Consider the following 23201-nt stretch of genomic DNA (forward strand, 5'->3'; position numbering starts at 1 on the left):
CCTCACCGCACAAGCTCCCGCACCGTCTCCACATCGGAGAAATGGCGTTTTTCCGTGCCGATTATCTGGTAATCCTCATGCCCTTTGCCCGCGATGAGCAGGGCGTCGCCGGGACGCATGTTTTCGATGGCAAGGCCAATGGCGCGCCTGCGGTCCGCCTCGCGGATGACCCTGGGCGCTCCGGCCAGACCGGGCTCGATCTGGTCCAGAATGGATTCCGGGTCCTCCGTGCGGGGGTTGTCCGAGGTCAGCACGGCCACATCGGCGGACCTGGCCACGGCCCGGCCCATGAGCGGCCGCTTGCCCGCGTCCCGGTCTCCGCCACAACCGAAGACCGTGATCAGGCGGGCGAAACCCATCTCCTTCAGGGCCGCCGACACCTTCTCCAGAGCGTCCGGGGTGTGGGCATAGTCCACGAAAATATCCAGCCCCTGTTCATTGGGCACCCTTTCCAGACGGCCGGGCGCTCCGGCGGCGTGCTCCAGACAGAGCATCCGTTCCGGCTCGAAGCCGAGCAGAAGGCCCGCGCCTTGGCAGGCCAGCAGATTGCTGGCGTTGTGCTTCCCGGCCAGACGCGTGGTCAGTTCCCACTCACGGCCCCGATACTCCATGCGAAGCCGCATGCCCCAGGTGCCGGACTCGACGATCCGGCCGCGCAGGTCCCCTGCGCCCAGGCCGTAGCCCATGAGTTCCGGACGCACGTCCTTCAGCCTGCGGCCATAGGCGTCGTCCAGACTGACCGCGCCCCGCGCGCATCCCGGATGTTCCCCGGCAAAAAGCCGCGCCTTGGCCGCGAAATAGCTGTCCATATCGTGGTGATAATCCAGATGATCCTGGGTCAGGTTGGAGAAAATCCCCACTTCCACAGGCAATCCGGCCAGCCGCTCCTGAGCCAGCGCATGGGAGGAGACTTCCATGACCACATACTCCACGCCGTCGGCGGCCATGCGGCCCATGATCTCGTGCAGACTGAGACCATCGGGCGTAGTCATGGTCGCGGGCAGGGTCGTGCCGGGCCAGGACACATGCACTGTGCCGATGAGACCGGCGGAAAATCCATTGGCCGCGAGCAGATGATGCAACAGATGCGCGGTGGTGGTTTTGCCGTTGGTGCCCGTGATCCCGATGATTTTCGGCAGCCGGGATTCCGTTTTGAAGGCCGTGCGGGCCAGAACGCCCAGCGCCCGGGCCGGGTTGTCCACGGCCGCGTAAACCACGCCCTCCCGGCGGGAAATCCGCGCCTTACGCGCATGGACCACTGCCGCAGCACCACGTGAAACGGCTTCGTCGATGAAACGCGCCCCGTCGGTGCGAAGACCGGAAAGAGCGACAAAGACATCGCCCGGCAGTACCTTTCCCGAATGTGTGCGCAGTTTCGCTTCGCCCCGCAGCATGTTTGCGATCGGCTCCAGATTCACGGTCATTTCCCTACTCCGGCCGGTATGCCAGCCAGAGACGGCATTTCTTGTCTTCCGGCCATTTTTCTCCGGGCAGCGGCTTCTGTTTTTCCACCACCACGCCGTCACCGCTCAGGGTCGGCACGATCCCCCTGGCCACCAGCACCTCCAGGGCCTGACGCACCGTCGCGCCCTGAAGATCGGGCATGGTCGGCTGATCGGCGGAGATGGCGCTGGCCCGGCTCACCGGGGCCACATACCGCTCCGGCGTCACTCGGGCGACCTGGTTTTTCTCCGCCGGTTCGGCCAGCATGCCGGAGGCAGTCAGCAGCTGCACGCCGATTTCCCGGACCTCCGGGGCCACCAGCACGCCGCCGTAATGCCCGGCCTTAGGCTCATCGACCATCATGAACACCAGATACCGGGGCTTGTCCGCCGGAAAAATCGCCACAAAGGACGCCACGTAGTCGCTGCCGTAGCCACCCGCGGGGCTGGCCTTCTGGGCCGTGCCCGTCTTCCCGGCCACACGCACGCCCTCGATTCTGGAGCGGGTTCCGGTGCCGTCCTCCTGAACCACTTCCTCCAGCATGGACATGACCATCCTGGACACTTCGGAATCAAAGACCCGCTTTCCCTCCACGGGCCGGTCCGGCTCGTAGAGCAGGCGCAGCGGCAGGCGCACGCCGTCGTTGGCGATGCACAGATAGGCCTCGGCCATTTGCAGCACGGTCACGCCCAGGCCCTGGCCAAAGGCGATGTTGGCCAGATCCACCTGCGTCCACTGCGACGCCGGCCGCACCAGCCCCGCCGACTCGCCCGGCAGCGGCAGACCCAGCGGCCGGGCGAAACCGATTTCGTGCAGATAATGACTGTACTTCTGCGCCCCCAGAGCCAGACCGATCTTGGCCACGCCGATATTGCTCGAATAACGCAGAATCTTGTTCACGCTCAGGTTTCCGTATTTGTGCGTGTCCTTGATTCTCCGGCCCTTGACGCTCCATTTGCCGTTCTCGCAGAAATATTCCGTGGACGGCGTGCAGATTTTCTCCTGCAGGGCGGCGGCGATCAGAATCGCCTTCAGGGTGGAGCCCGGCTCGAAAATATCCACGGCCAGGCGATTCTTCCATTCGCCCCGCGTTTTTTTCACGACATTGGGATTGAAATACGGGTAATTGGCCCAGCCCAGAATATCTCCCGTGGGTATTTCCACCACCAGCGCCGTGCCGTATTTTCCCTGGGCCCTCACCACGCTGCGCTCCAGCGCCTGCTCCGCCGCCAGCTGCACCTGGCTGTCGATGGTCAGCTTCAGATTCCGGCCGTCAAATTCGGCCCCGTCGCCGCGTTCGGGGGAGGACAGCCGGTTTCCGGCCGCGTCCTTCTGCACCCTGTACTTGGTCGAGGAGGGCGCCAGCAGATCGTTGAAGCTCTTTTCCACACCCTCTATGCCCTTGCCGTCCACATTGACGAATCCGAGCAGCTGCCCGGCCAGATGCCCCTGCGGATACTGGCGGGAAGTTTCCGCATCCAGATACACGCCGGGCAGGTCCGCCTTGCGGATAGCGCTGGCCTGAGCGTCGCTGATCTTGCGGCCGACCCAGACAAAAGGTTTCTTGGGGTCGAGCAGCGCACTGACCTTTTTGGGCTGCACACCCAGAATGGGAGCCAGACGCCGGGCCGTGGTCCAGCGGTCCACGATCTCCCTGGGGCGGACATAAACGGACTGCGTGGTGATGGACTTGGCCAGCAAGAGCCCGTTGCGGTCGTGAATCTCGCCACGCTTTCCGGACACGGTCTCCGAAGCCCAGTACTGGCGGTTGGCCATCTTCGCGTACTGCGGCCCCTTGACCACCTGCACATGATACGCGCGGGCCCACAGCCCCATCAGAGCCATGGCAAACACGAAACCCGCGAAAATGATCTTTCCGCGGCTTCGGTCACGAGGCGGCTTGTTCTCGCTTCTTTTTTGGGGTCGCGCTCTGTTTTTCAATGTTCTTCCAAAATACGGATCTGGTCCCGATGAGGCGGCTTGAGCCCGGCTTTTTCGGCTCTTTCCCGCAAGGTGGCCGGAGCCAGCAGATAGTGACGCTCCACCTGAAGCTTGGAGTACTGCTCCCGCTTCTCCTGAAGCTCGCGGTCCAGAACCTTCAGCCCGTAGGCCAGATCGACCCGTTCAATGTTCACCCAGACAAGGGCCAGACCGAGAATGATGGTCAGCAGAAACATGCAGGCCAGTCCCCAGAAACCCGATCCCCCGCTCGTGTTCACGATTCCTTCCCGACGCGTTCGGCCACCCGCAGCTTGGCGCTCCGGCTGCGGCTGTTGCGGCGCATCTCTCCGACACCGGGAACAAGAGGCTTGCGCATCGGCAGGATCAGCTTGCGCGCATGCCCGCACCGGCAGACCGGGTATTCCCAGGGGCAGAGACAGTCCGTGCTTTCCCGGCGGAAAATCCGCTTCACGATTCGATCCTCCAGAGAGTGAAAGGAGATGACCGCCACACGTCCGCCGGGACGCAGGAAGTCGATAACCCGGCCCAGAAAAGTCTCGATTTCTTCCAGCTCGCGGTTCACCGCGATACGCAGTGCCTGAAACGTCCGCGTGGCCGGATGGTTGCGGGCCAGGGCGCGCCGCCTGGCCGGGTAGGCCGCCGCCACGATCCGGGCCAGTTCCAGCGTGGTCTCGATCTTTTTCTCTTCCCTGGCCGCGACCACGGCCCGGGCGATACGTCCGGCCAGGGGTTCCTCTCCGTATTCCCAGATCAGTTTTTTCAGGCGCTCGCAGGAGGCGGTATTCACGATATTGGCGGCAGGCTCCGCTCCGGAATCCGGATCCATGCGCATGTCCAAAGGTCCGTCGTGCACAAAGGAAAAACCGCGCTCCGCACTGTCCAGTTGCAGGGAGGACACTCCCAGATCGGCGATGACCCCGTCCACGGCGTCCCAACCCGCCTCGGCCAGGGCGGACTCGAAAAACCTGAAGGACATGTGCGCGGTCACGACCCGCTCTCCATACGGGGCAAGCCTCGCGCGGGCCGCATCCAGAGCCTGCCGGTCCCTGTCCAGACCGAGCAGCCGCGCCCCGCCGGAGGTCAGCTCCATGATCCGTCCGGCATGGCCGCCAAGACCCAGGGTCGCGTCCAGATACCTGCCGCCCGGCCGGGGCGCGATCCAGTCCATGACCTCGTCCAGCATGACCGGAATGTGACCGGCCGCCGCATCCACCGGATGTTCGGAATCGTTGTCTGTCATGCCACCTGTCAAAAACGCAGTTCAAAGCCCTGGGCGGCCAGGTCGTCCATGGTCTGATCGAAATTGCCCTGCACGGCCCTGCGCTGCTCCTCGAAGCGTTCCAGATCCCATATCTCGAACTTTCTGCCCACGCCCGCCAGGACGATCTCCTTGTGCAGGCCGGCGTAGCTGCGCAGGTGCGGTGGAATGAGCACCCGCCCCTGCTTGTCGAGAGTGACTTCCACTGCCCCGGAAATGAAAAAGCGGTGAAGATCGCGCATCTGCCGGTTGGCCATGTTCAAAGAGGAAAAGCTCCGCTCGATGGTTTCCCATTCGGGCAGAGGATAGGCCGCCACACAGTCGTCGAAATTGGTCAGCACGAGCCTGCCTTCCGGAGACTGGACGAAAACCTCGTCACGGAACTCCGGAGGCAGCATGAGCCGTCCCTTTGGATCCTGCGACCTGTATGCGTGTCCCCTGAACATGTTTCCTCGCGCCTTTTTCCACTTTTTACCACTTTTTCCCACTCCCTATGCGCCAACCCCGAGAGGCGTCAAGTCCATCTCCCACTTTTCCCGCATCATTCCTTAATAAATGCGATGTGATCCGCCTGGCTCTAAAAATACAAATCGCATCGGGATTCCTTTAACTATCTGGAAAAATGAAATTGTGGAGAGAAACGGCGGATATGACGGCTGTGGGAAAAGAATCGCCTCCGGCGCTGCGGACGTTGTCTTGCGGGAGAAAAAACGGCAGATTGCGCCGCATACATTTTCTTAAGGAGAGAGCGCATGGAAAAAAGAAAACCGTCCCTGCTCTGGGCTCTGGCGGCCCTCATCATCCCCATCGGAGTCATTCTCTATGGCACGGTCTGGGTGGGAGTGCGCCCGCCGGTTCTGCCGCTGCTCGCGGCCCTGGCCCTGGCGGCCATCATGTGCCTGCCCATCGGATATTCCTGGGCAGAATTGCAGGAAGGCATGTTCGAGGCCCTCGGACGCATCCAGATCGCCATCGCCATCCTGATACTGGTGGGCATGATCATCGCGGCGTGGATGGCCTCGGGCACTATTCCGGCCATCATCTACTGGGGTCTCAAGCTCCTCTCTCCGCAGTATTTCCTGCTTTCGGCCATGCTGCTCTGCTCCATGGCCTCCCTGGCCACGGGCACGTCCTTCGGGACCATGGGCACTCTCGGCGTGGCCCTGCTCGGCGTGGGCGAAGCCCTGGGATTTCCCGCGGCCATGACCGTGGGAGCCATCGTGTCCGGGGCCTATCTCGGAGACAAGATGTCCCCGGTGTCCGACTCCACCAACATCACAGCCAGTATCTGCGAAACGCCGCTGTTCCGGCACATCGGCTCCATGTGCTGGACCACGATTCCGGCCTTTGTCTGCGCCGGCGTCATCTACGCCTTTCTCGGGAAAACCCAGGCCCAGGCGCCTCTGGACAACCTGCAGGCCCTTCTCGCCACCCTGGAAACATCCTTTTCCCTGTCCGTCTGGGCCTTCATCCCGCCCGTGCTCATGATCATCCTGGCCTTCCTGCGCCAACCCGTGCTGCCGACCATGTTCGTGTGTCTTCTGAGCGCTGTGATCATCGCCCTGATCCAAGGCGTGGAACTCGCCCCCATGGCCAAGCTCCTGACCTCGGGTTACGTTTCCAACACGGGTCTGCCCGAGCTGGACAAACTGCTCTCGCGCGGCGGTATCATGAGCATCATGCCCACGGTGCTGCTGCTCTGTTCGGGGGTGGCTTTCGGCGGGGTCCTGGAAAAGGCTCAGGTGCTGTCGGTCATTCTGGACGCCATGCTGCGCGGTGCAACGTCGGCCGTGCGCCTTGTCTTTTCCACGCTGGTGGCGGCCTATATGATTCTGCTCGGCACGGGCAGCCAGATGCTGGCCGTCATCGTGCCCGGCCGGGCCTTTCTGGAACCCTTCCGCAAGGCCGATGTGCATCCGGCCGTGCTCTCCCGCACCTGCGAAGATGCGGGTACCATCGGCTGCCCGCTGGTGCCCTGGAGCGTGCACGCCTTTTACATCGCCGGAGTGCTGCACGTCACAGCCTGGGATTTTGCGCCCTACGCCTTCCTGAACTGGATGGTGCCCGTCTTTTCCATACTCTGCGCCATGACCGGCTTCGGCATCTGGAAAAACGGCACCCCGGCGCGCGGATAAGCCCCCGCCGGAGAGAATTACAATGAAAAAGCCACCTTCGGGTGGCTTTTTTGTGTGACCAGAAAACCCGCGGCGGCCCGATGGCGGCCTAGTCCGCCTGGGCCAGCAGTTCGCCGGCCCGGGCCAGAGCGTGATCGATGTTGCCGCAGATGTTCGGCCGGCCGATCAGTTCCTCCGTGCCCATGCGCGCAAAGACCATACGAGCCCGGTCCCTCACTCCGGACAGAACCACATGGACACCTCTGGACCGACAGGTGCGCACGAAGTTCTCCAGAGCGTTGATGCCTGTCGAATCCACCGTCGGCACCTTGCGCATCCGCAGGATGAACACCTTGGGCTGCCCTTCCAGACGGGACAGCACATCCTGAAACCTGTCCGCCACGCCGAAAAAGAACGGCCCGTCGATTTCATACACGCGCACGCCCTCGGGGATAACCAATTCCTCAATGTTCTTGCCCGCCGCACGGGCCATTTCGCCAAGCTCACACGAACAGATGGAGGTGACCTCACTCATCCGGCGCATGAACAAAATGGCCGCCAGTATCACGCCCACGTACACTGCTACGGTCAGATCCACGGCCACGGTCAGCGCAAAGGTCAGCAGCATGACCGATGAATCGGACTTGGGCGCGCGGAATGCGCGCATGAACTTGCGCGGCTCGCTCATGTCCCAGGCGACCACCACCAGCACCGCGGCCAGGCTGGCCAGAGGAATGAACGACGCCAGCGGGGCCAGAAAAAGGATAAAGCCCACCAGCACCAGAGCGTGGACCATGCCCGCCACAGGGGTCTGCCCGCCGGAGCGGATGTTGGTCACCGTGCGTGCGATGGCTCCCGTGGCCGGAATACCGCCAAACAGCACTGAAGCGATATTCGCTGCACCCTGGGCCGTGAGTTCCACATTGGAGTTATGCTTGTCGCCGGTCATGCCGTCGGCCACCACGCAGGACAGAAGGGACTCGATGCCCGCCAGCAGGGCTATGGTCATGGCGTCCGGCAGAAGCAGGCGAACCTGCTCCATCGTCACCTGGGGAATGACCAGGGTCGGCAGCTTGGCGGGAATGCCGCCGAAACGGCTGCCGATGGTCTCCACATCCAGCCCGAAGACCCAGACCGCCACGGAAGCCAGCACCACACCCACCACCGGTCCGGGAATGCGCGGGATAAAGCGGCGCACGGCCAGGATGGCGGTCAGACTGAGCAGCGCCACGCCCAGGGTCGCCGGGCTGAACGTGGACGCATGCTGACAGTACGCCTCCCATTTGGCGAAAAACTCCGGTGGAGTTTCCCGCATGGCCAGCCCGAAGAAGTCCTTCATCTGGGAGGAAAAAATGAGCACGCCTATGCCCGTGGTAAAACCCGTGGTCACCGGGTGGGGAATGAACTTGATGAGGGAGCCCAGACGGCACAGGCCGAAAACGAGCAGCATGGCTCCGGCCAGCAGAGTGGTCACCACCAGACCGTCGTATCCATGCTTGTGGATGACGTTGAAAATGATGACCACGAAGGCCCCGGTGGGTCCGCCGATCTGGTAGCGGCTGCCGCCCAGAAGGGAAATCAGAAACCCGGCCACAATGGCCGTGAACAGCCCCTGATCCGGCGTCACGCCGGAAGCGATGCCGAAAGCCATGGCCAGAGGCAGGGCCACGATGCCCACAGTCAGCCCGGCGATGCAGTCCCGGATGAACAGCCCCCCGCCATACCCTTCGCGCAGCACCGTGAATGTCCGGGGCACGAAGGCATCCCGGCTTCCCGGTGTCATTCCTGTCATGAACATACGTCTTCTCTCCGTTCTCCGTCAGATTCAAAGCCCAAAGCCGACGGAGCTACTCGCGGACGCAAGGCTCCGCAAGCATTTCAGACGGACCTGGCGCGGCAGGTCAAAAAAACGCCCCGCCCGGATGATCCGGCGCGGGACGGTTTTTTAACGCCCATCAGGTTCGGCGTGCTATTTCTTTCCGAAAAACACGGGGATATCCGGGCGCCCCATGATCCTCGCCCGCAATTCGCGTTCGGGAATCCTGCCCCATTCGGGGCTGGTGGCCCGGTAAAACAGAAAGCCCAGCACGATCCAGACCAGCATGATGATCCTGGGGGCCAGACCGATGAATGCCGGGGACATGGGCAAAAGCAGCAGGGCGATGCAGATCAGCGAGGTCAGCACGCCGACGGCGCAGACCAGAATCTTCCCGGCCTTGTTGGAGATGTTAGGGGTGTGCCTGAACATCCGCCAGGCCGCCAGGCAGGTGAACAGATAGGCGATGGCGGTGCCCACCGAGGACATGTCCACGATCCAGCCCACAACGGCGCGCCCGCACCACGGCGTGAGCAAGACAATGCCGATGGTGAACACGATGGCCTTGTGCGGAGACTGGAAACGCGGATGAATTTCCGCGAACCACTTCGGCAGTATGCTTCCTCTGGCCATACTCAAGAGAAGACGCGTGGTGGCCACGTAGAATCCGTTGATGCCCGTGCAGACCGCTCCGAGAACGCTCACGGCCAGCACCACCGATCCCAGACGGCCGAAGACGATATTGCAGACCTCGCCCGTGGCCCAGGCCGTCTGCCCCTGGGCGCGCAGAACGTCCATTCTGGCAAGCATTTCCGGATAGGGCACGAGAAGCGCCACGGAGAGCGTCACCAGGGAGTACAGTACCGCTCCCCATAAAATGGCGGCCAGCATGATGTTACGGGATTTGCTGTGCGGAAAGGAGAACTCTTCCGCCGCCTGGGGCACGGTGTCGAACCCTACGAACAGAAAGGGGGCGATGGCGAGGATGGACAGGATCGAGAGCAGAGGCGGACGGTGCTCCGCGAAAAGGGGCGCCAGATTGCTCAGATGCGTGCTTTCCGTGCTCAGGACGCCGCCGAAAAGCACCAGCACGCCGCCGCTTAAGGCAAAAGCCAGAATGATCTGGATGACGCCCGCAATGTTGATGCCGCAGTAATTCATGATGCCGAAGAAGAGTGTGGCGGCGTACATGAGCAGCACCTCGCCGAAATACACCTTCCAGCCGACGATGGTGTACAGCTCCCCGAATTCGAACACACCGGGAAAGAGAAAACGCACCAGCAGGGCCAGAGCCGAGATGTTGATGGCGATGATGACCACATACCCGAGCACCAGCGCCCAGCCGCAGACAAAGGCGCAGGTTGGCCCGAAGCCGCTGTAGGCGTAGGCGTACTCCCCGCCCGCCACAGGAACGTACTCGATCATGTAACCATAGACGACCGCCACGAAGAGCAGGAGAAACGCGCCTATGAAAAAGCCGAGAACGGCGGCCAGCGGACCGGCCTGGGGAAGAAACATGTCGCCGGGAAGCACGAAGCAGCCCCATCCGACAATGGAACCGAGAGCCAGAGCCCAGACCTGAGCCGGAGTCAGGGTTTTGGCCAGTTTTCCGGGAGCGGTGTTTATGTCTGACATACATCTTCCTCGCTTTTCGGGTTGTTCACGAAGCCACGCACGAACGCACCCTGCCGCCCTGGACGGCCGCCGGAGCCTGCCCGTCCTTCGGTGCGGTGCGGATGGTCACCACCTTGTTCTGAGTGAAGAAATCAATGCCATCCTTGCCCTGCACCTTGTTGGTGCCCAAAAGCGAGCCCTTGATCCCGCCGAAGGGAATGTACGGATGCGGGGCGCAGATGCCGACATTGACGCCGACCATGCCCACGTCGGCCTCGCTGCTGAAGCGTTCGGCGTAATACTGGCTCCGGGTGAAGATGCAGGCGCCGTTGCCGTATTCCGAGGCCCGGATGTGATACAGAGCCTCGTCCATGTCCGCGATTTTGATGGTGCCCACCAGCGGCCCGAAGACTTCGGTGGTGAACAGCGGATTGCAGGGCGTGATGTCCCGGATGATGACCGGCCCGACAAAGAACCCGTTTCTGTTCTTTTCAGGCAGATCCAGTTTGCGTCTGTCGAGAATCAGTTTGCAGCCGCCGCCGTGAGCCAGAGCTTTTTCCGTGTAGTCGCAGACATTTTCCACGGCCTCGCGGGAAATGAGCGGGCCCATGTACACGTCGGGGTCCATGGCGTCGCCGACCTTGAGCTCGCGCGAAGCCTCCACCATGCGTTCCAGCACTTCCTCGTAGATTTCCGGCACGGCGGCCACGATGGAACCGGCCAGGCAGCGCTGTCCGGCGGACCCGAAGCAGGAATTCAGGTAGTTGGAGATGAAGAGGTCCAGGTCGGCGTCCTCCATGACCACCAGCATGTTCTTGGCGCCGCCCAGCAGCATGGAGCGCTTGGCCCCTCGGGCGCAGCTGGCCGCCATCTTTTTGGCCGTGCCCGTGGAGCCCACCAGGCAGACTCCGGCGATGCTCGGATCGTCGTACCAGATTTCCGTCAGGCTCCGGTTGCCGTGAATGACGTTGACCACGCCTTCCGGCAGTTCGGCTTCCATGAAGATGTCACACATCTTCTGCATGAAGTAGGGGGATTTGGTGGAGGGCTTGAAGATGAACGTATTTCCGGCTGCCAGGGCGTAGGGAATGAACCACCCGAAAACCAGGGCCGGAAAGTTGAACGGCGCCACGCCGGCGAAAACGCCCAGGGGCTGGCGCACCACCTTGCCGGTGATGTTGTTCGCGATGTGCTCCAGGGTGGCGCCCTGAATGAGGGCCGGCGTGCAGGCCGCGGCTTCAATGATCTCGATGACCCGCTGCACTTCGCCGCGGGCCTCGGAAATGTGCTTGGCCTGGTCGAGGGCGATGGCCTGCGCCAGGATTTCCAGATCCCGGGCCATGTATTCGCGGATTTTGTACAGAAAGGACATGCGCTTCGCCACCGGCATGTGTTTCCACTTTTCGTAGGCCTTGGCCGCGCTCTCGACCGCCGCACGCGACGTGTTTTCGTCCGACATGGGAACCACGCCGATCTGTTCCCCTGTGGAAGGATTGTACAGCGGCGTCTCGCCGCAGCCGGCATCTTCCCGCCATTGTCCATCGATGAAATTGCGGATTTTTATCTGGCCCATATGCTCCTCCCGTGATGAAAATTTTCCAACTATGATTTCTCCATAGAAAAATCCTGTCCTGCGGACTTTCTTCATCCTGCCAAAGAATAACGAAATCCTGCCAAGTTGGTTTTATCGCGACCCGGAGAATCGGAGGAAAAAGACGGGAAAAACGGCGGTCAGGGCATCCTGCCCGGAGTGCAGCCGAAAAAATCCTTGAACGCGGAGATGAACGCGGAGACCGACGCGTAGCCGCAGCCAAGGGCCACCGAGGTGACACTGGCCCCGGTTCTCAGTTCCACGGCCGCGTGCTGAAGCCGGATTTTCTGCCGCCAGCGGCCGAATGTTTCTCCGGTCTGCTCCTTGAACAGACGGGCCAGAGTGCGTTCCGACATGCCCAGCAGATCGCACCACTGGGGGACGGTGCGGCAGATGTGCGGCTCCTTGAGCAATGCGGTGCACAGCCCGATCAGGCGGCGGTCGTGGGGCATGGCGAGAGGCATGTCCGTTTCCGGGGCCAGGACGAGCTGGTCGAACAGCACGGCCACGGCTCTGGATACGACGCCCTCCGGGTAGGGCCAGTCCTGGACGGACAGAAAAACGATGAGTTCCCTGACGAGCGGGGAAATTTCCAGCGCGTGGTAGGACAGAAAACGCGGGTATTCTCTTAAGACATCGGGCCGGACATAGAGGCTGCAATCAATGGAATCTTCGGGCAGATACCATTCGTGGGACAGGCCGGGCGGAATCCAGACGGCCCGGTGGGGCGGGGCCAGATAGTTGCCGGGCTCGGCGCAGACGACCATATAGCCCGCGCGGACAAAGGCCAGTTCGCCCCAGTCGTCATGGATGTGACGATTGCTCCAGGTGCCCGCCCGGAGGCTGTCGTTGAACCAGAAAACAGGACGGGACAGCCGCGAAAAGGGCACATCGTAGCTTTTGACCTCGATCTGCCTGTACGATTCCGGCATGTTCATGGGAGTCTGCCGCCCCGCGCGGCCCGCCGGGGCAACGCCTTTCTGGAGTGAAGCCGAGCCATGCATGAAAATTAGCATCTCGCCGCCGGCCCCTCAATGAGAAAAGTCCACTGGCGGCGCAATTTCATTGGGACTTCACGGCAAGGATGCCTCTACGTGCTATTTTATCCAAAAAGATAATTCTGTTTGATTATTTTTTTGTTCAGCATATTCTTTTTCTGTACAGCATAGCTGACAACAGTACCACAAGGGAGAGAATATGTCCGCCAAAACAAGCCTTCTGCTTGCGGCATACCTGTTCGCCGCCGTGTTTCCCGTTCCGGGGGCCGCCCACACCCTCGAAGAGATTGTCGTCGTGGGCAGGCCCATCATCGAGGACAATCATGTGGACCGCTTCGCCTCCACATCCACGGTGGTCACCGAAAAACAGATGGACAACCTGAACGCGGCAGACCTGGGCACGGCCCTGCGCCGCACGCCCGGCGTGAACATTTCCCGGTACAATCCCATCGGCTCTTTCGGCGGGGCGGAGGGCGGCGGCATCTTCATCCGGGGCATGGGGGCCAGCCGCCCGGGAGGCGAAATCAAGACCTTCATAGACGGCGTGCCCATGTACATGGGCGTATGGAACCATCCGTTGCTGGACCTTCTGTCCATCGACCCGGCCCATTCCCTGCGCGTCCATAAAAGCCCGCAGCCGCAGATTTTCGGCAATGCCTTCGCGGCCATCAACATCGACCCCAAACGCAGGCGGGAGGAAGGCTTCGAGACCGGCCTGCACCTGGCCGGAGGCAGCTTCGGCACCTTCATCGAAAAGGCCGAGCACGGCGGCAGAACCGGCGCGGTGGATTATTTTCTGGGCCAGAGCTTCCGGCGTTCGGACGGACACAGATCCCGCGCCGACGGACAGCTCTCCAACTATTTCGGCAGGATCGACGCGGAACTTGGCTCCAACTGGGATGTCAGCCTGTTCGGACTGTATACGGACAACTTCGCGCACGATCCGGGCGAAGACGGCAGGGAATCCGCGACCCGCGCGGGCAAGTACGCGACCCGCGCGGGCATGGGCGTCGCGTCCCTCGGACATGAATACAAAAATTTCGAGGGCGCGCTGAAACTGTTCGCCAACTCCGGTCAGGGGGACTGGCGCGACCAGCGGCCGCCGGACAAAAGGAATCTGAACAAATTCACCTTCTCCGGCGTGCGCGTCCATGAAAAAATACGCCCCTGGACCGATGGGGAACTGACCATGGGCCTGGACTGGGACGTCATCACCGGCGAGGCCGATTTTGAAAAAAGGTCCGGCGCGAAATCGAGCTGGGACGGCCCCACACAACGCATCTTCTCGCCGTACGCGGCCTTCAGCCAGCTTTTCGGCGACCCGGACGGCCTGCATGTCATTCCGTCGGCGGGGCTTCGGCACTACACGCACAGCGAATTCGACAGCGAAACGGCTCCCCACGCCGGAATCATTTTCGGCTACAAGGACACGCGGCTGCATGCCGGGTATTCCCGGGGCGTCATCTATCCCGGCCTGGAAGTGGTGATCCTGTCCGAGCACGTCATTCCAAGGCTCGGAAAATCCTGGCGCGATCTCGAAGCGGAAACCCTCGACCACTACGAAATCGGCATCTCCCACACCTGGGACCGGCTTCGCGCGGATCTGACCTTTTTCCGGGACAAGGGCAAAAACCGGTACCTGATCGTCCCGCCGCCCCCCCGCCGCCGGTTTACGCCAACCTGGGCGACTACACCGTCCGGGGTGTGGAGGCGACCCTGAACTTCTCCCCCACAGACGACCTGTCTCTGTTTCTGGGCGCGGCCTTTCTGGACAGCGACGAGGACAAACGGCCGTACGTCCCGGCCTCAACCATCAGCGCGGGCCTGAACTGGCGTTTTCTGGAACGCTTCCACCTGAGTCTGGACGCCCAGCGCGTCTCGGACATGTACGTCACCGCCCAGGCCCGGCGCAAAGGTCCGGCCGGAACGGTCAGGTCCGACGGCTATTTCTTGCTGAACGGCAAGCTGGCTTACGCCGTTCCCGTGGACGATTGGAAGATGGAAATCTTTCTGGCCGGGGAAAACCTCACGGACAGTGACTACGAGTACCTGCCGGGCTACCCCATGCCCGGCGCAAACGGCATGCTCGGCCTGACGCTTGCGTTCTGAACATGAACGGGCAGCGAGCCTTCTTCGACAGCCGGGCCGAGGGGTGGGAAGAACGGTGCTACCCGCCCGACGTCCGGGTCCGTCTGGAAGAGCTGGTGCGGGAGTTCGGCGTCACGCCCGGCTCCCGCGTGCTGGACGCGGGCACCGGACCGGGCGTGCTCCAGCCCTGTCTGCGCCGCATTCTCGGAGGTGACGGCATTCTCGCGGCCTTCGACATTTCGGGCAACATGATCCGCCAGGCCCGGCGCAAGCAGCTCGCCCCGCGGGACCTGTTCTTTCAGGGCGATGCACTGCACATGGCCGTGCGCAGGAACTGGTTCGACCATGTCATCTGCTTTGCCGCATTCCCGCATTTCGCCGACCCGGCCCTGGCGCTGGAAGAACTGGCCCGCGCGGCCAGACCGGGCGGAGAAGTCATCATCGCGCATCTGATGAGCCGCGAAGAACTGACCAGACATCACGGCTCCGCGAAAGCCGTGGCGGACGACCTGCTTCCCCGCGCGGCGGACATGGAACGCTTCTTCCTCCGGGCCGGACTCTCCAGACCGGACATCACTGATCGTCCGGGACGCTATCTGGCCCGCGCCCGGAAAACCGGCACAACGCAGCCGGACGCGGAATAACGTGCCAGGCGCTCCCCCGATTGCCTGCCGGGCCTTCAGGACATATGCTCGGCCTCGGACGTTTTCTCCGCCGGACGGCCTGCACCGGGCAGTCCGCCCATGCCGGGAAACGCACGGAACCAGCCATGACCACAACTGCCCCCAGTTCCCTGCGACCTCCGCATCTGGAGGTCCACGCCCTGACCTGCCGTTTCGGCCGTGAACCGGCCGTACAGAACGTGCATCTGGATGTGGCTTCCGGCGAGCATGTCGCCATTGTCGGCGGCAACGGATCGGGCAAGACCACACTGCTTCGGGCCATCATGGGACTACATCGGGGCTGGACCGGCTCCATCCGCCTGAACGGGACGGAACTGCCCGCCAGTCCGGAAAAAGCCCATCCCGGCATGGCCTGGATGCCCCAGCATCTGCCCAAGGGGCAGTTTCCCTTTACCGTGGAAGAACTGCTCCGGGCCGGGACCGAAGAAACGGCGGTTCTGGACGCGGCCGGAGAACTGGGCATCGGCGGCCTCCTGCAGCGGCCGCTGTCAGCTCTGTCCGGCGGACAACGGCAACGGGCCTACCTGGCCAGAGCCCTCGGCATGCTGCATGAGGGCGCGAGCCTGTTGCTGGCCGACGAACCCACGGCCGCTCTGGACTTTGGGGGTCAGGAACAGGTGGCGGAGATACTCGCCGTCCTGCCCGCGACCATGATCGTAGTCACCCACGATCCGAACATGGCCTGCAAATGCCACCGTGTCCTGCACATGGCCCAGGGCCGCGTCCGGGAAGCGACGGACGAATGGATACCGGCATCCTGAGCGTGCTGACTCTGCCGCCGGTGCAGCATGGCTTCGCCGCCCTGATCCTCTCGGGGCTGGGGTTGCCGCTGGTGGGCGTGTTCATCGTGGGGCTGAACATTTACCCTATCCGCTTCACGGTCATGCACGTGGCCCTGCTGGGAGCGGCTCTGGGACTGGTCTTTTCCCTGGAACCGCTCATTCCGGCCCTCATCCTGTGCGCTCTGGCCGGACGCCTGCTGGCCCTTTTCTCCGAACGCCCGGCCGGAGCCCCCGGAGCCATGGGCTTTCTCATGGTTCTGGCCATCGCTCTGGCGTTTCTGGTGCTTTCCATAAGCGGCGTCCACGCCAACGCCGCCTTCGAACTGCTCTGGGGCTCCCTCCTGGCCGTGCGGCCCGTGGAGGTCCTCCTGCTGGGCCTGATCAGTCTGGGACTTGCGGCTCTCTTTGTCTGGAAGCGCCGCAGTCTGGCCCTGCTCCTCTACGACAGGGAACTGGCCTGGTGCTCCGGAGTGCCGGTCCGGAGTCTGACCGTAGCCCTCTATGTGGCCATCGCCGTGGCCATTGCCGCATCCATCCGGCTGACCGGCGCGCTGCTGGTGGACGCGGTGACCATTCTCCCGGCCCTGGCCGCGCGCAATACCGGCTCCAGTCTGAACTCCATTGCTGCCTGGGCGGTTTTCTTCGGTCTGAGCGGCAACGTGGCCGGTTTTTTTCTGGCCGTCCTGCTGGATCAGCCGCTGGGTCCCATTCTGGTGCTCACGGCCGGAACCATCACCTTGTGCTCCTATTTCTGGAAAGAAAGACAGACATGAAACGCATGCTCTTTTTTCTGCTTTTTCTCGCCCTTCCCGCCACCCTTCAGGCCGAAGCGCGTGTTGTGGCCTCCACCGGATGGGCCGCCGCCCTGGCCCGCGCGGCCGGAGCGGAACAGGTGCCGGTCATCGCCCCGGAAAATCTGCAGCATCCGCCGGATTACGATCCCAAGCCGTCGGATCTGCTCAAGGTGCGCGGCGCGGATTTCGTTCTGCTTGGAGGCTTCGAAGGCTTTGCCCAGCGTCTGCGGGACGCCGCCGGCGGTACCGCCCGGATAGTGAAGGTGCGCCTGAACAACAGCCCCCAGACTGTCCGCGAGGAAGTGCTGCGCTTGGGTGAGCTTTTCGGAACCCAGGACAGGGCCGCCGCTTTCGTCCGGGAATTCGACCGGGAATACGCCCGCCTCGCAGGAGAGTTGCGGCAACATTTCGCGGCCAGAGGCAAGCGGGCCGTGGCGCATAAATTCATGACCGTCTGGGCGGACTTCGCCGGGCTCGAACCGGCCGGAGTCTTCGGTCCCGGCCCCCTGCAACCCGGCGAGCTGCTGCGGCTGGCCGGACAGAAACCCGATCTGGTGCTGGACAACGCGCACATGCCCACGGGCGGCCCCATTGCCGAATCAGCCGGGTGCGGCCGGGCCGTCATGATCAATTTTCCAGGACCGGGCATGGATCTGCTGGACGTATTCCGGGCCAATGCACGGGCTCTTATGGACGCAACAAGCGAATAAAACCGCTCGTCAGGCGCAGTCTCCCGGCCCCGGCGGAAATCCCGTTCCTTCCGGAACCGCACCTCACACAACAGGCATCCACGCCGTCACGCCTGTCCGGGCTCCGGCTGCGCAGCCATGTCCGCGAAGACGGCGCGGCGTCTCCATGAATTAAAAGAGGGCCCAAGCGTCCCACAGGGGCCAGCCTTCTTCCGCCTCTTTGCGTCCGCAGCGAAGTGTGCTACCGGGTTCCACCATTCCGGGAAAAGGCCCCGGCCGTCCTTCCCGGAGCGGCAGCATCACGGCGGAGACACTATGACGGACAACCCCATCATCATTCTTCAAGGGCTGGAAAAGCGCTTTTCCGGTAAAAACGCCGATGTGTTCGCCCTGCGGGGCATCGACCTCGCCATGGGCCAGGGAGACATTTTCGGCATCATCGGCAAAAGCGGCGCGGGCAAATCCACGCTGGTGCGCTGCATCAACATGCTGGAGCGCCCCACAGGCGGCAGCGTCCTCTTTGAAGGCCGGGATCTCTGCCGTCTGCCCGAGTCCGCCCTGCGCGAGGCCCGGCGCTCCATGGGCATGATCTTTCAGCAGTTCAACCTGCTCATGCAGCGCACGGCCCTGCAGAATGTCTGCTTCCCGCTGGAACTGACGGGCATGCGCCCGGCCGAAGCCCGCAAACGGGCCTCGGAGCTGCTGACTCTGGTGGGCCTGGCCAAGCGCATGGATTCCTACCCCTCGAAGCTTTCCGGGGGCCAGAAGCAGCGTGTGGCCATCGCCCGCGCCCTGGCCACCAATCCGCGCGTGCTGCTCAGCGACGAGGCCACCTCCGCCCTGGATCCGGCCACCACAGACTCCATTCTCGCGCTCATCAAGGACATCAATGCCCAGCTCGGCATCACGGCTGTGGTCATCACCCACGAAATGAGCGTCATCGAAAAGATTTGCAGCCACGTGGCTATCATCAGCAAGGGAAAAATCGTGGAGCACGGACCGGTGGAAGACGTTTTCTTCCATCCGCAGACCGAAGCCGCCCGCCGTCTGGTCCTGCCCGAAGCCCTGCAGAACCTGCCGCAGACCAATCTGTACCGCCTCATCTTCAACGGGCGGTCATCCTTCGAGCCAATCATCGCCAACATGGTGCTGGAATGCGGCTGCCCCGTGAACATCATGTACGCCGACACCCGCGACATCAACGGCGTGGCCTTCGGCCAGATGCTGCTGCAGCTGCCCGAACAGGAGAAACCCCGCGCGCAGATCCTGGCCTATGCCAAAGCCCGCGGCATCATGCTGGAGGAAATGAAACATGTTTGACCGGCAGACCGTGGAGATGCTGCTCACGGGCGTGTGGGACACGCTCTACATGACCGTGGCGGCGACGCTTTTTTCCTATGTGTTCGGCATGGTCATGGGAGTGGTGCTGGTCATCTGCCGCAAGGACGGCATCCGGCCCCACGCGCTGGTCTACAATGTGCTGGACGTGGTGGTGAACCTCACGCGCTCCTTTCCCTTCCTGATCCTGATGATCGCGGTCATTCCCTTCACCCGTTTTCTGGTGGGCACCACCATCGGCAACAACGCCACCGTGGTGCCGCTGGTGCTGGCCGCCGCGCCCTTTGTGGCCCGGCTGGTGGAAGCCTCCCTGCTGGAGGTGGACAACGGCGTGGTGGAAGCGGCCCAGAGCATGGGAGCCAGCACCTGGCAGATCGTCACCAAGGTGCTGCTGCCCGAAGCGCGGCCCTCGCTGATCAACGGCAGCGCCGTGTCGGCCATCACCATCCTCGGCTATTCGGCCATGTCCGGGGCCGTGGGCGGCGGCGGGCTGGGCAAGCTGGCCATCATGTACGGATACAACCGCTACCAGACCGATATCATGATCATTACGGTGATCCTGCTGATCGTCATCGTGCAGGTCTTCCAGAGCTTCGGCAGCTGGGCCACGCGCCGCAGCGACAAACGTTTGTAGGCCGGCTTCGCAGCCTTACATCAACCTCGTTACCCAAGGACAAGACCCATGAAGAAACTCTTTCCGGCTTTTGCCATCCTGCTGGCCACGGCTTTTCTGTACTGTAACGCCCACGCTGCGGGCACCATCACCGTGGGGGCCTCCCCCACGCCCCATGCGGAAATCCTCGCCGAGGCCGCCAAGCTGTTGCAGCCGCAGGGCTATACCGTGAAGATCGTGGAATATTCCGACTACGTGCAGCCCAACATGGCGCTGGACAGCAAGGAGCTGGACGCCAACTACTTCCAGCACAAACCCTACCTGGATGATTTCAACGCCCAGAAAGGCACCAGACTCGGTTCCATGGGCCCGGTGCATTACGAGCCCTTCGGCATCTACGCGGGCAAGAGCAAGAGTCTAAAGGATCTGAAAGAAGGCGCGCTGGTGGCCGTGCCCAATGACGCCACCAACGAGGGCCGCGCACTGCTGCTTCTGGAGGCCGAGGGCTTCATCAAGCTGAAGCAGGGCTCCGGGCTGACCGCCACCATCCGCGATGTCGAGGAGAATCCCAGGAAGCTCAAAATTCAGGAAATCGAGGCCGCCCAGCTGGTGCGCTCCCTGCCCGATGTGGACATCGCCATCATCAACGGCAACTACGCCATCCTCGGCGGCCTGAACGTCGCCGACGCTCTGGCGGTGGAAGCCGCCGACTCCGTGGCCGCGTCCACCTACGCCAATATCCTGGCCGTGCGCGAAGGAGATGAAAAGCGCCCCGAACTCCAGGCCCTGTACAAGGCCCTTGTCAGCCCCGAGCTGGCCAAGTTCATGGAAAAGTACAAGGGCGCGGTTTTGCCTTCCGTGAAATAGCTTTTCCTGTCCGTCTCACCGAATCCTGCGGCCCGGGCCTGTTTGGCCGGGCCGTTTTTATTGCGATTTCTCCGGAGCGGGAGACAAGATAAACGGCTTCGGACGGAAATTCGCCCAGTATTTCCGCGGATCAGGAAGGCGGCCAAATGCCTGGAGCAGACAAAAAAAAAGCCCCGCAAAACGCGGGGCTTCCGGCATATACCAAGCCGCTGTCTCTCAGATCATGAGAAAATTGTGAACACGCCGCCCGGACCGTATTGACATCGGGTCCGCAGTCGAAGCGGCCATAGCGCCCTTCATGCGGAGGCGGCGGCAAAAGCCCGGGCAAAGCCCTGAGCCGCTCCCCGGATGACGGCTTCGTCCACACAGAACGCCAGCCGAAAATAGCCGGGATAGCCGAAGCCCGATCCGGGCACGGCTAGAATCCGCTCCTCCATCAGCAGTCTGACGAAAGCCGTATCATCGTTGCCGCGAGGAATGCGGGGAAAAAAGTAGAACGCCCCCTGAGGCAGAGAAAAGGAAAATCCGGCCGCCTCAAGCACCTCGGCCATGGCTTTTCTCCGGGCGGCGTAAACGGATACGTCCACCCCATGTCCCAACGCTTCGGCCAGAAGCCGCTGCCCTACGGCCGGAGCGTTGACAAAGCCGAGAATACGGTTGGCCAGCACCAGCCCTTCCATCAGCCGCGCGGCCTCGGGCATGGCCGGGTTCACGGCCACATAGCCCACGCGCTCTCCGGCCAGAGCCAGATTCTTGGAAAAGGAGCTGACCACCACGCTGTGCTCATAAAGGGGAAAAATCCCCGGCACCTCGGCCTGATCGTAGGCCAGAAAGCGGTAGGGCTCGTCCGAAACCAGAAGAATGGGCCGGCCGAACCGGCTCGAAGCCCGGCGCAGCACATCCGCCAAAGCCGCCAGCTCCTGCCGGGAGTACACGCGCCCCGTGGGATTGTTGGGCGAATTGATCAGCACGCAGCGGGTATGTTCGGTGATGCTCTCAGCCAAAGCACCCAGATCGAGCTCGAAGGTCAGCGGCCTGGCGGGCACGGAGCGAAGTGTGCCACCGTGGTTTTCAACGTAGAACCCGTACTCCACAAAATACGGCGCGGGACAGAGCACCTCGGCGCCCGGTTCGAGCACGGCCCGGAAAAGGGCGTTGATGCCGCCCGCCGCGCCGCAGGTCATGATCACGTTGGCGGCGGACACGGCCGCGCCCTGCTCCGCACTGACGGTTCTGGCCAGTTGTTCCCGCACCTGCGGGTAGCCCGCGTTGGGCATGTAGCCGAAAGCGAACGGCTTTTCCGCCTCGTCGGCCAGTTTCCGCAGACCGGCAGCCACGGCGGCGGGCGGAGCCAGATCGGGATTGCCCAGGCTGAAATCATACACATTGTCCGCGCCGTACTGTTTTTTCAGTTCGATACCGGCCTCGAACATGCGCCGGATCCACGACGCTCTGGACAGATAATCTTCAATGCGGGAGCTCAGAATCATGTTTTCTCCATCAAGATAGTACAAAATATGGCAGCTATCTCGGATGCTACTGAAATAGAACCAATTTACTCTGTTTTATTATCCCCATTTAACTGTCGCACTACTCGCATAGCATCTCCCTTTATCTCAACATATTTGACAGTTTCTAAGAATGCAGAGAAGGATTCAAATCCATATTCTAAATACGACCACCTTGGTTTAATATATTTTTCCATTGCATTTATTTTTGCCCATCCTTGTTTGTTTTGAAATTTTGGCATTGCTTCATTAATTATCGCCCTCAGTTCAAGATAAGGAAATTTTCTGCAATACATACGAGTTGACTCATCATATCTGAACTGCAATCCCCCTAACGCTTTTAATATTCCTGATAATTTTGCGTATCCATGGCTACGTGGATCAAAATCAGGCTGAGTCTGACTCAGATATATACCTATCTTTGATACAGAAGCCCATCCTGTATCTTCTTCTGCACTATCCTTTATTGCTTTATACAAAATATTCCTTAATTGTCCTTCAATTTTTTGTTGTTTTTTAATAGAATTATCTTTTTGCTCACCATCTCCATTTGTATATATTTGCAAGCATGGCTCAGAACCAAAATTCTCAATATAAAAAAATCTATCACAAGATTGCCGAAATGCTTCCGGTGTTGTATTCTTTCCAAATCCATAAACAGTCAATCCACTAGCTCGAATTCGAGAAGCCAATGGAGTAAAATCACTATCACTCGATACCAAGCAAAATCCATCGAATGTGGAGCTATATAACAAATCCATGGCATCAATAATCAAGCCCATATCCGTCGCATCTCTACCTTTTGTATAAGCAAATTGCTGAACTGGAACGAGAGCATGCTTTAATAGTATATCTTTCCACCCCTTCAGGGTTGGACTGCTCCAATCACCATAAATTCGTTTGACACTGGCTATTCCGTACTTGGCGATCTCTTCAAATAACTCTTGAGCCAATCCTGCCGAAGCGTTGTCGGCATCAATCAATACCGCGAGCTTCTTCTGCTCTTCACTGTTCATGCCGCTCCTCACGATCTACAACTTCTG

General features: G+C 61.5%; 19 protein-coding genes and 1 pseudogene. 9 read left to right on the forward strand and 11 right to left on the reverse strand.

Features of this window, described 5'->3' with window-relative positions; all coding sequences use genetic code 11:
* Nucleotides 1–2: 2 nt before the first annotated feature.
* The 5 genes from AXF15_RS02385 to mraZ all read right to left on the reverse strand — a co-directional run bounded on the left by AXF15_RS02385 (nucleotide 3) and on the right by mraZ (nucleotide 5109).
* Nucleotides 3–1424 (reverse strand): UDP-N-acetylmuramoyl-L-alanyl-D-glutamate--2,6-diaminopimelate ligase, encoded by a 1422-nt coding sequence (locus AXF15_RS02385; RefSeq protein ID WP_066602797.1) that lies wholly within the window; start codon nucleotides 1422–1424, stop codon nucleotides 3–5.
* A 4-nt stretch (nucleotides 1425–1428) separates the two neighbouring features.
* On the reverse strand, nucleotides 1429–3288 hold the full coding sequence (locus tag AXF15_RS02390) for a penicillin-binding transpeptidase domain-containing protein (protein WP_236884847.1): 1860 nt from the start codon (nucleotides 3286–3288) through the stop codon (nucleotides 1429–1431).
* A gap of 92 nt (nucleotides 3289–3380) precedes the next feature.
* The gene (locus tag AXF15_RS02395; RefSeq protein ID WP_236884804.1) at nucleotides 3381–3662 is read right to left on the reverse strand and encodes a hypothetical protein; all 282 of its coding nucleotides are present in this window, start codon (nucleotides 3660–3662) and stop codon (nucleotides 3381–3383) included.
* Nucleotides 3659–4645, reverse strand: a complete 987-nt coding sequence (gene rsmH, locus AXF15_RS02400) for a 16S rRNA (cytosine(1402)-N(4))-methyltransferase RsmH (protein WP_066602802.1) — start codon at nucleotides 4643–4645, stop codon at nucleotides 3659–3661. The genes AXF15_RS02395 and rsmH overlap by 4 nt, the downstream gene beginning before the upstream one ends.
* Before the next feature lie 8 nt (nucleotides 4646–4653).
* Complete coding sequence (gene mraZ / locus AXF15_RS02405) at nucleotides 4654–5109, reverse strand: division/cell wall cluster transcriptional repressor MraZ (protein WP_066602807.1); 456 nt, start codon at nucleotides 5107–5109, stop codon at nucleotides 4654–4656.
* A gap of 306 nt (nucleotides 5110–5415) precedes the next feature.
* Between mraZ and nhaC the strand changes: the two genes are divergently transcribed.
* Nucleotides 5416–6798: a Na+/H+ antiporter NhaC gene (gene nhaC, locus AXF15_RS02410; RefSeq protein ID WP_066602810.1), complete on the forward strand. Its 1383-nt coding sequence runs from the start codon at nucleotides 5416–5418 to the stop codon at nucleotides 6796–6798.
* Between the two features lie 88 nt (nucleotides 6799–6886).
* Here nhaC and AXF15_RS02415 read toward each other — a convergent pair whose 3' ends face one another.
* The 4 genes from AXF15_RS02415 to AXF15_RS02430 all read right to left on the reverse strand — a co-directional run bounded on the left by AXF15_RS02415 (nucleotide 6887) and on the right by AXF15_RS02430 (nucleotide 12736).
* A complete protein-coding gene (locus tag AXF15_RS02415) occupies nucleotides 6887–8569 on the reverse strand; it encodes a SulP family inorganic anion transporter (protein WP_066608580.1) in 1683 nt (560 codons plus the stop codon).
* 177 nt (nucleotides 8570–8746) lie between these two features.
* Nucleotides 8747–10228 (reverse strand): APC family permease, encoded by a 1482-nt coding sequence (locus AXF15_RS02420; protein ID WP_066602813.1) that lies wholly within the window; start codon nucleotides 10226–10228, stop codon nucleotides 8747–8749.
* Between the two features lie 25 nt (nucleotides 10229–10253).
* Complete coding sequence (locus AXF15_RS02425; RefSeq protein ID WP_066608583.1) at nucleotides 10254–11780, reverse strand: aldehyde dehydrogenase family protein; 1527 nt, start codon at nucleotides 11778–11780, stop codon at nucleotides 10254–10256.
* 158 nt (nucleotides 11781–11938) lie between these two features.
* Entirely contained in the window at nucleotides 11939–12736 is a 798-nt protein-coding gene (locus AXF15_RS02430; RefSeq protein WP_236884805.1) for a helix-turn-helix transcriptional regulator, read from the reverse strand.
* 259 nt (nucleotides 12737–12995) lie between these two features.
* On the opposite strand from AXF15_RS02430, the pseudogene AXF15_RS02435 reads away from it, so the two are divergent.
* The 8 genes and pseudogenes from AXF15_RS02435 (at nucleotide 12996) to AXF15_RS02475 (ending at nucleotide 20650) form a co-directional block, all read left to right on the forward strand.
* Nucleotides 12996–14905 (forward strand): annotated as a pseudogene (locus AXF15_RS02435) (TonB-dependent receptor).
* Nucleotides 14906–14907: 2 nt separating this feature from the next.
* Entirely contained in the window at nucleotides 14908–15528 is a 621-nt protein-coding gene (locus AXF15_RS02445) for a class I SAM-dependent methyltransferase (protein ID WP_066602826.1), read from the forward strand.
* A 125-nt stretch (nucleotides 15529–15653) separates the two neighbouring features.
* A complete protein-coding gene (locus tag AXF15_RS02450) occupies nucleotides 15654–16328 on the forward strand; it encodes a metal ABC transporter ATP-binding protein (RefSeq protein ID WP_066608592.1) in 675 nt (224 codons plus the stop codon).
* Nucleotides 16310–17122, forward strand: coding sequence for a metal ABC transporter permease (locus AXF15_RS02455; protein WP_066602829.1), 813 nt, complete (start codon nucleotides 16310–16312; stop codon nucleotides 17120–17122). Before AXF15_RS02450 ends, AXF15_RS02455 begins: the two co-directional genes overlap by 19 nt.
* Nucleotides 17119–17853: a TroA family protein gene (locus tag AXF15_RS02460; protein WP_066602836.1), complete on the forward strand. Its 735-nt coding sequence runs from the start codon at nucleotides 17119–17121 to the stop codon at nucleotides 17851–17853. Before AXF15_RS02455 ends, AXF15_RS02460 begins: the two co-directional genes overlap by 4 nt.
* A 294-nt stretch (nucleotides 17854–18147) precedes the next feature.
* Nucleotides 18148–19152: a methionine ABC transporter ATP-binding protein gene (locus AXF15_RS02465; RefSeq protein WP_066602837.1), complete on the forward strand. Its 1005-nt coding sequence runs from the start codon at nucleotides 18148–18150 to the stop codon at nucleotides 19150–19152.
* Nucleotides 19145–19804, forward strand: a complete 660-nt coding sequence (locus AXF15_RS02470; RefSeq protein WP_066602842.1) for a methionine ABC transporter permease — start codon at nucleotides 19145–19147, stop codon at nucleotides 19802–19804. The genes AXF15_RS02465 and AXF15_RS02470 overlap by 8 nt, the downstream gene beginning before the upstream one ends.
* A gap of 48 nt (nucleotides 19805–19852) precedes the next feature.
* Nucleotides 19853–20650: a MetQ/NlpA family ABC transporter substrate-binding protein gene (locus AXF15_RS02475; protein WP_066602845.1), complete on the forward strand. Its 798-nt coding sequence runs from the start codon at nucleotides 19853–19855 to the stop codon at nucleotides 20648–20650.
* 296 nt (nucleotides 20651–20946) lie between these two features.
* Here the strand turns inward: AXF15_RS02475 and AXF15_RS02480 are convergent, their stop codons facing one another.
* Nucleotides 20947–22140: a pyridoxal phosphate-dependent aminotransferase gene (locus AXF15_RS02480; protein ID WP_066602848.1), complete on the reverse strand. Its 1194-nt coding sequence runs from the start codon at nucleotides 22138–22140 to the stop codon at nucleotides 20947–20949.
* Between the two features lie 65 nt (nucleotides 22141–22205).
* Nucleotides 22206–23174, reverse strand: a complete 969-nt coding sequence (locus AXF15_RS13265) for an NYN domain-containing protein (protein WP_083517809.1) — start codon at nucleotides 23172–23174, stop codon at nucleotides 22206–22208.
* Between the last annotated feature and the right edge of the window lie 27 nt (nucleotides 23175–23201).

It is taken from the genome of Desulfomicrobium orale DSM 12838 (genome assembly GCF_001553625.1).
Taxonomy (GTDB): domain Bacteria; phylum Desulfobacterota; class Desulfovibrionia; order Desulfovibrionales; family Desulfomicrobiaceae; genus Desulfomicrobium; species Desulfomicrobium orale.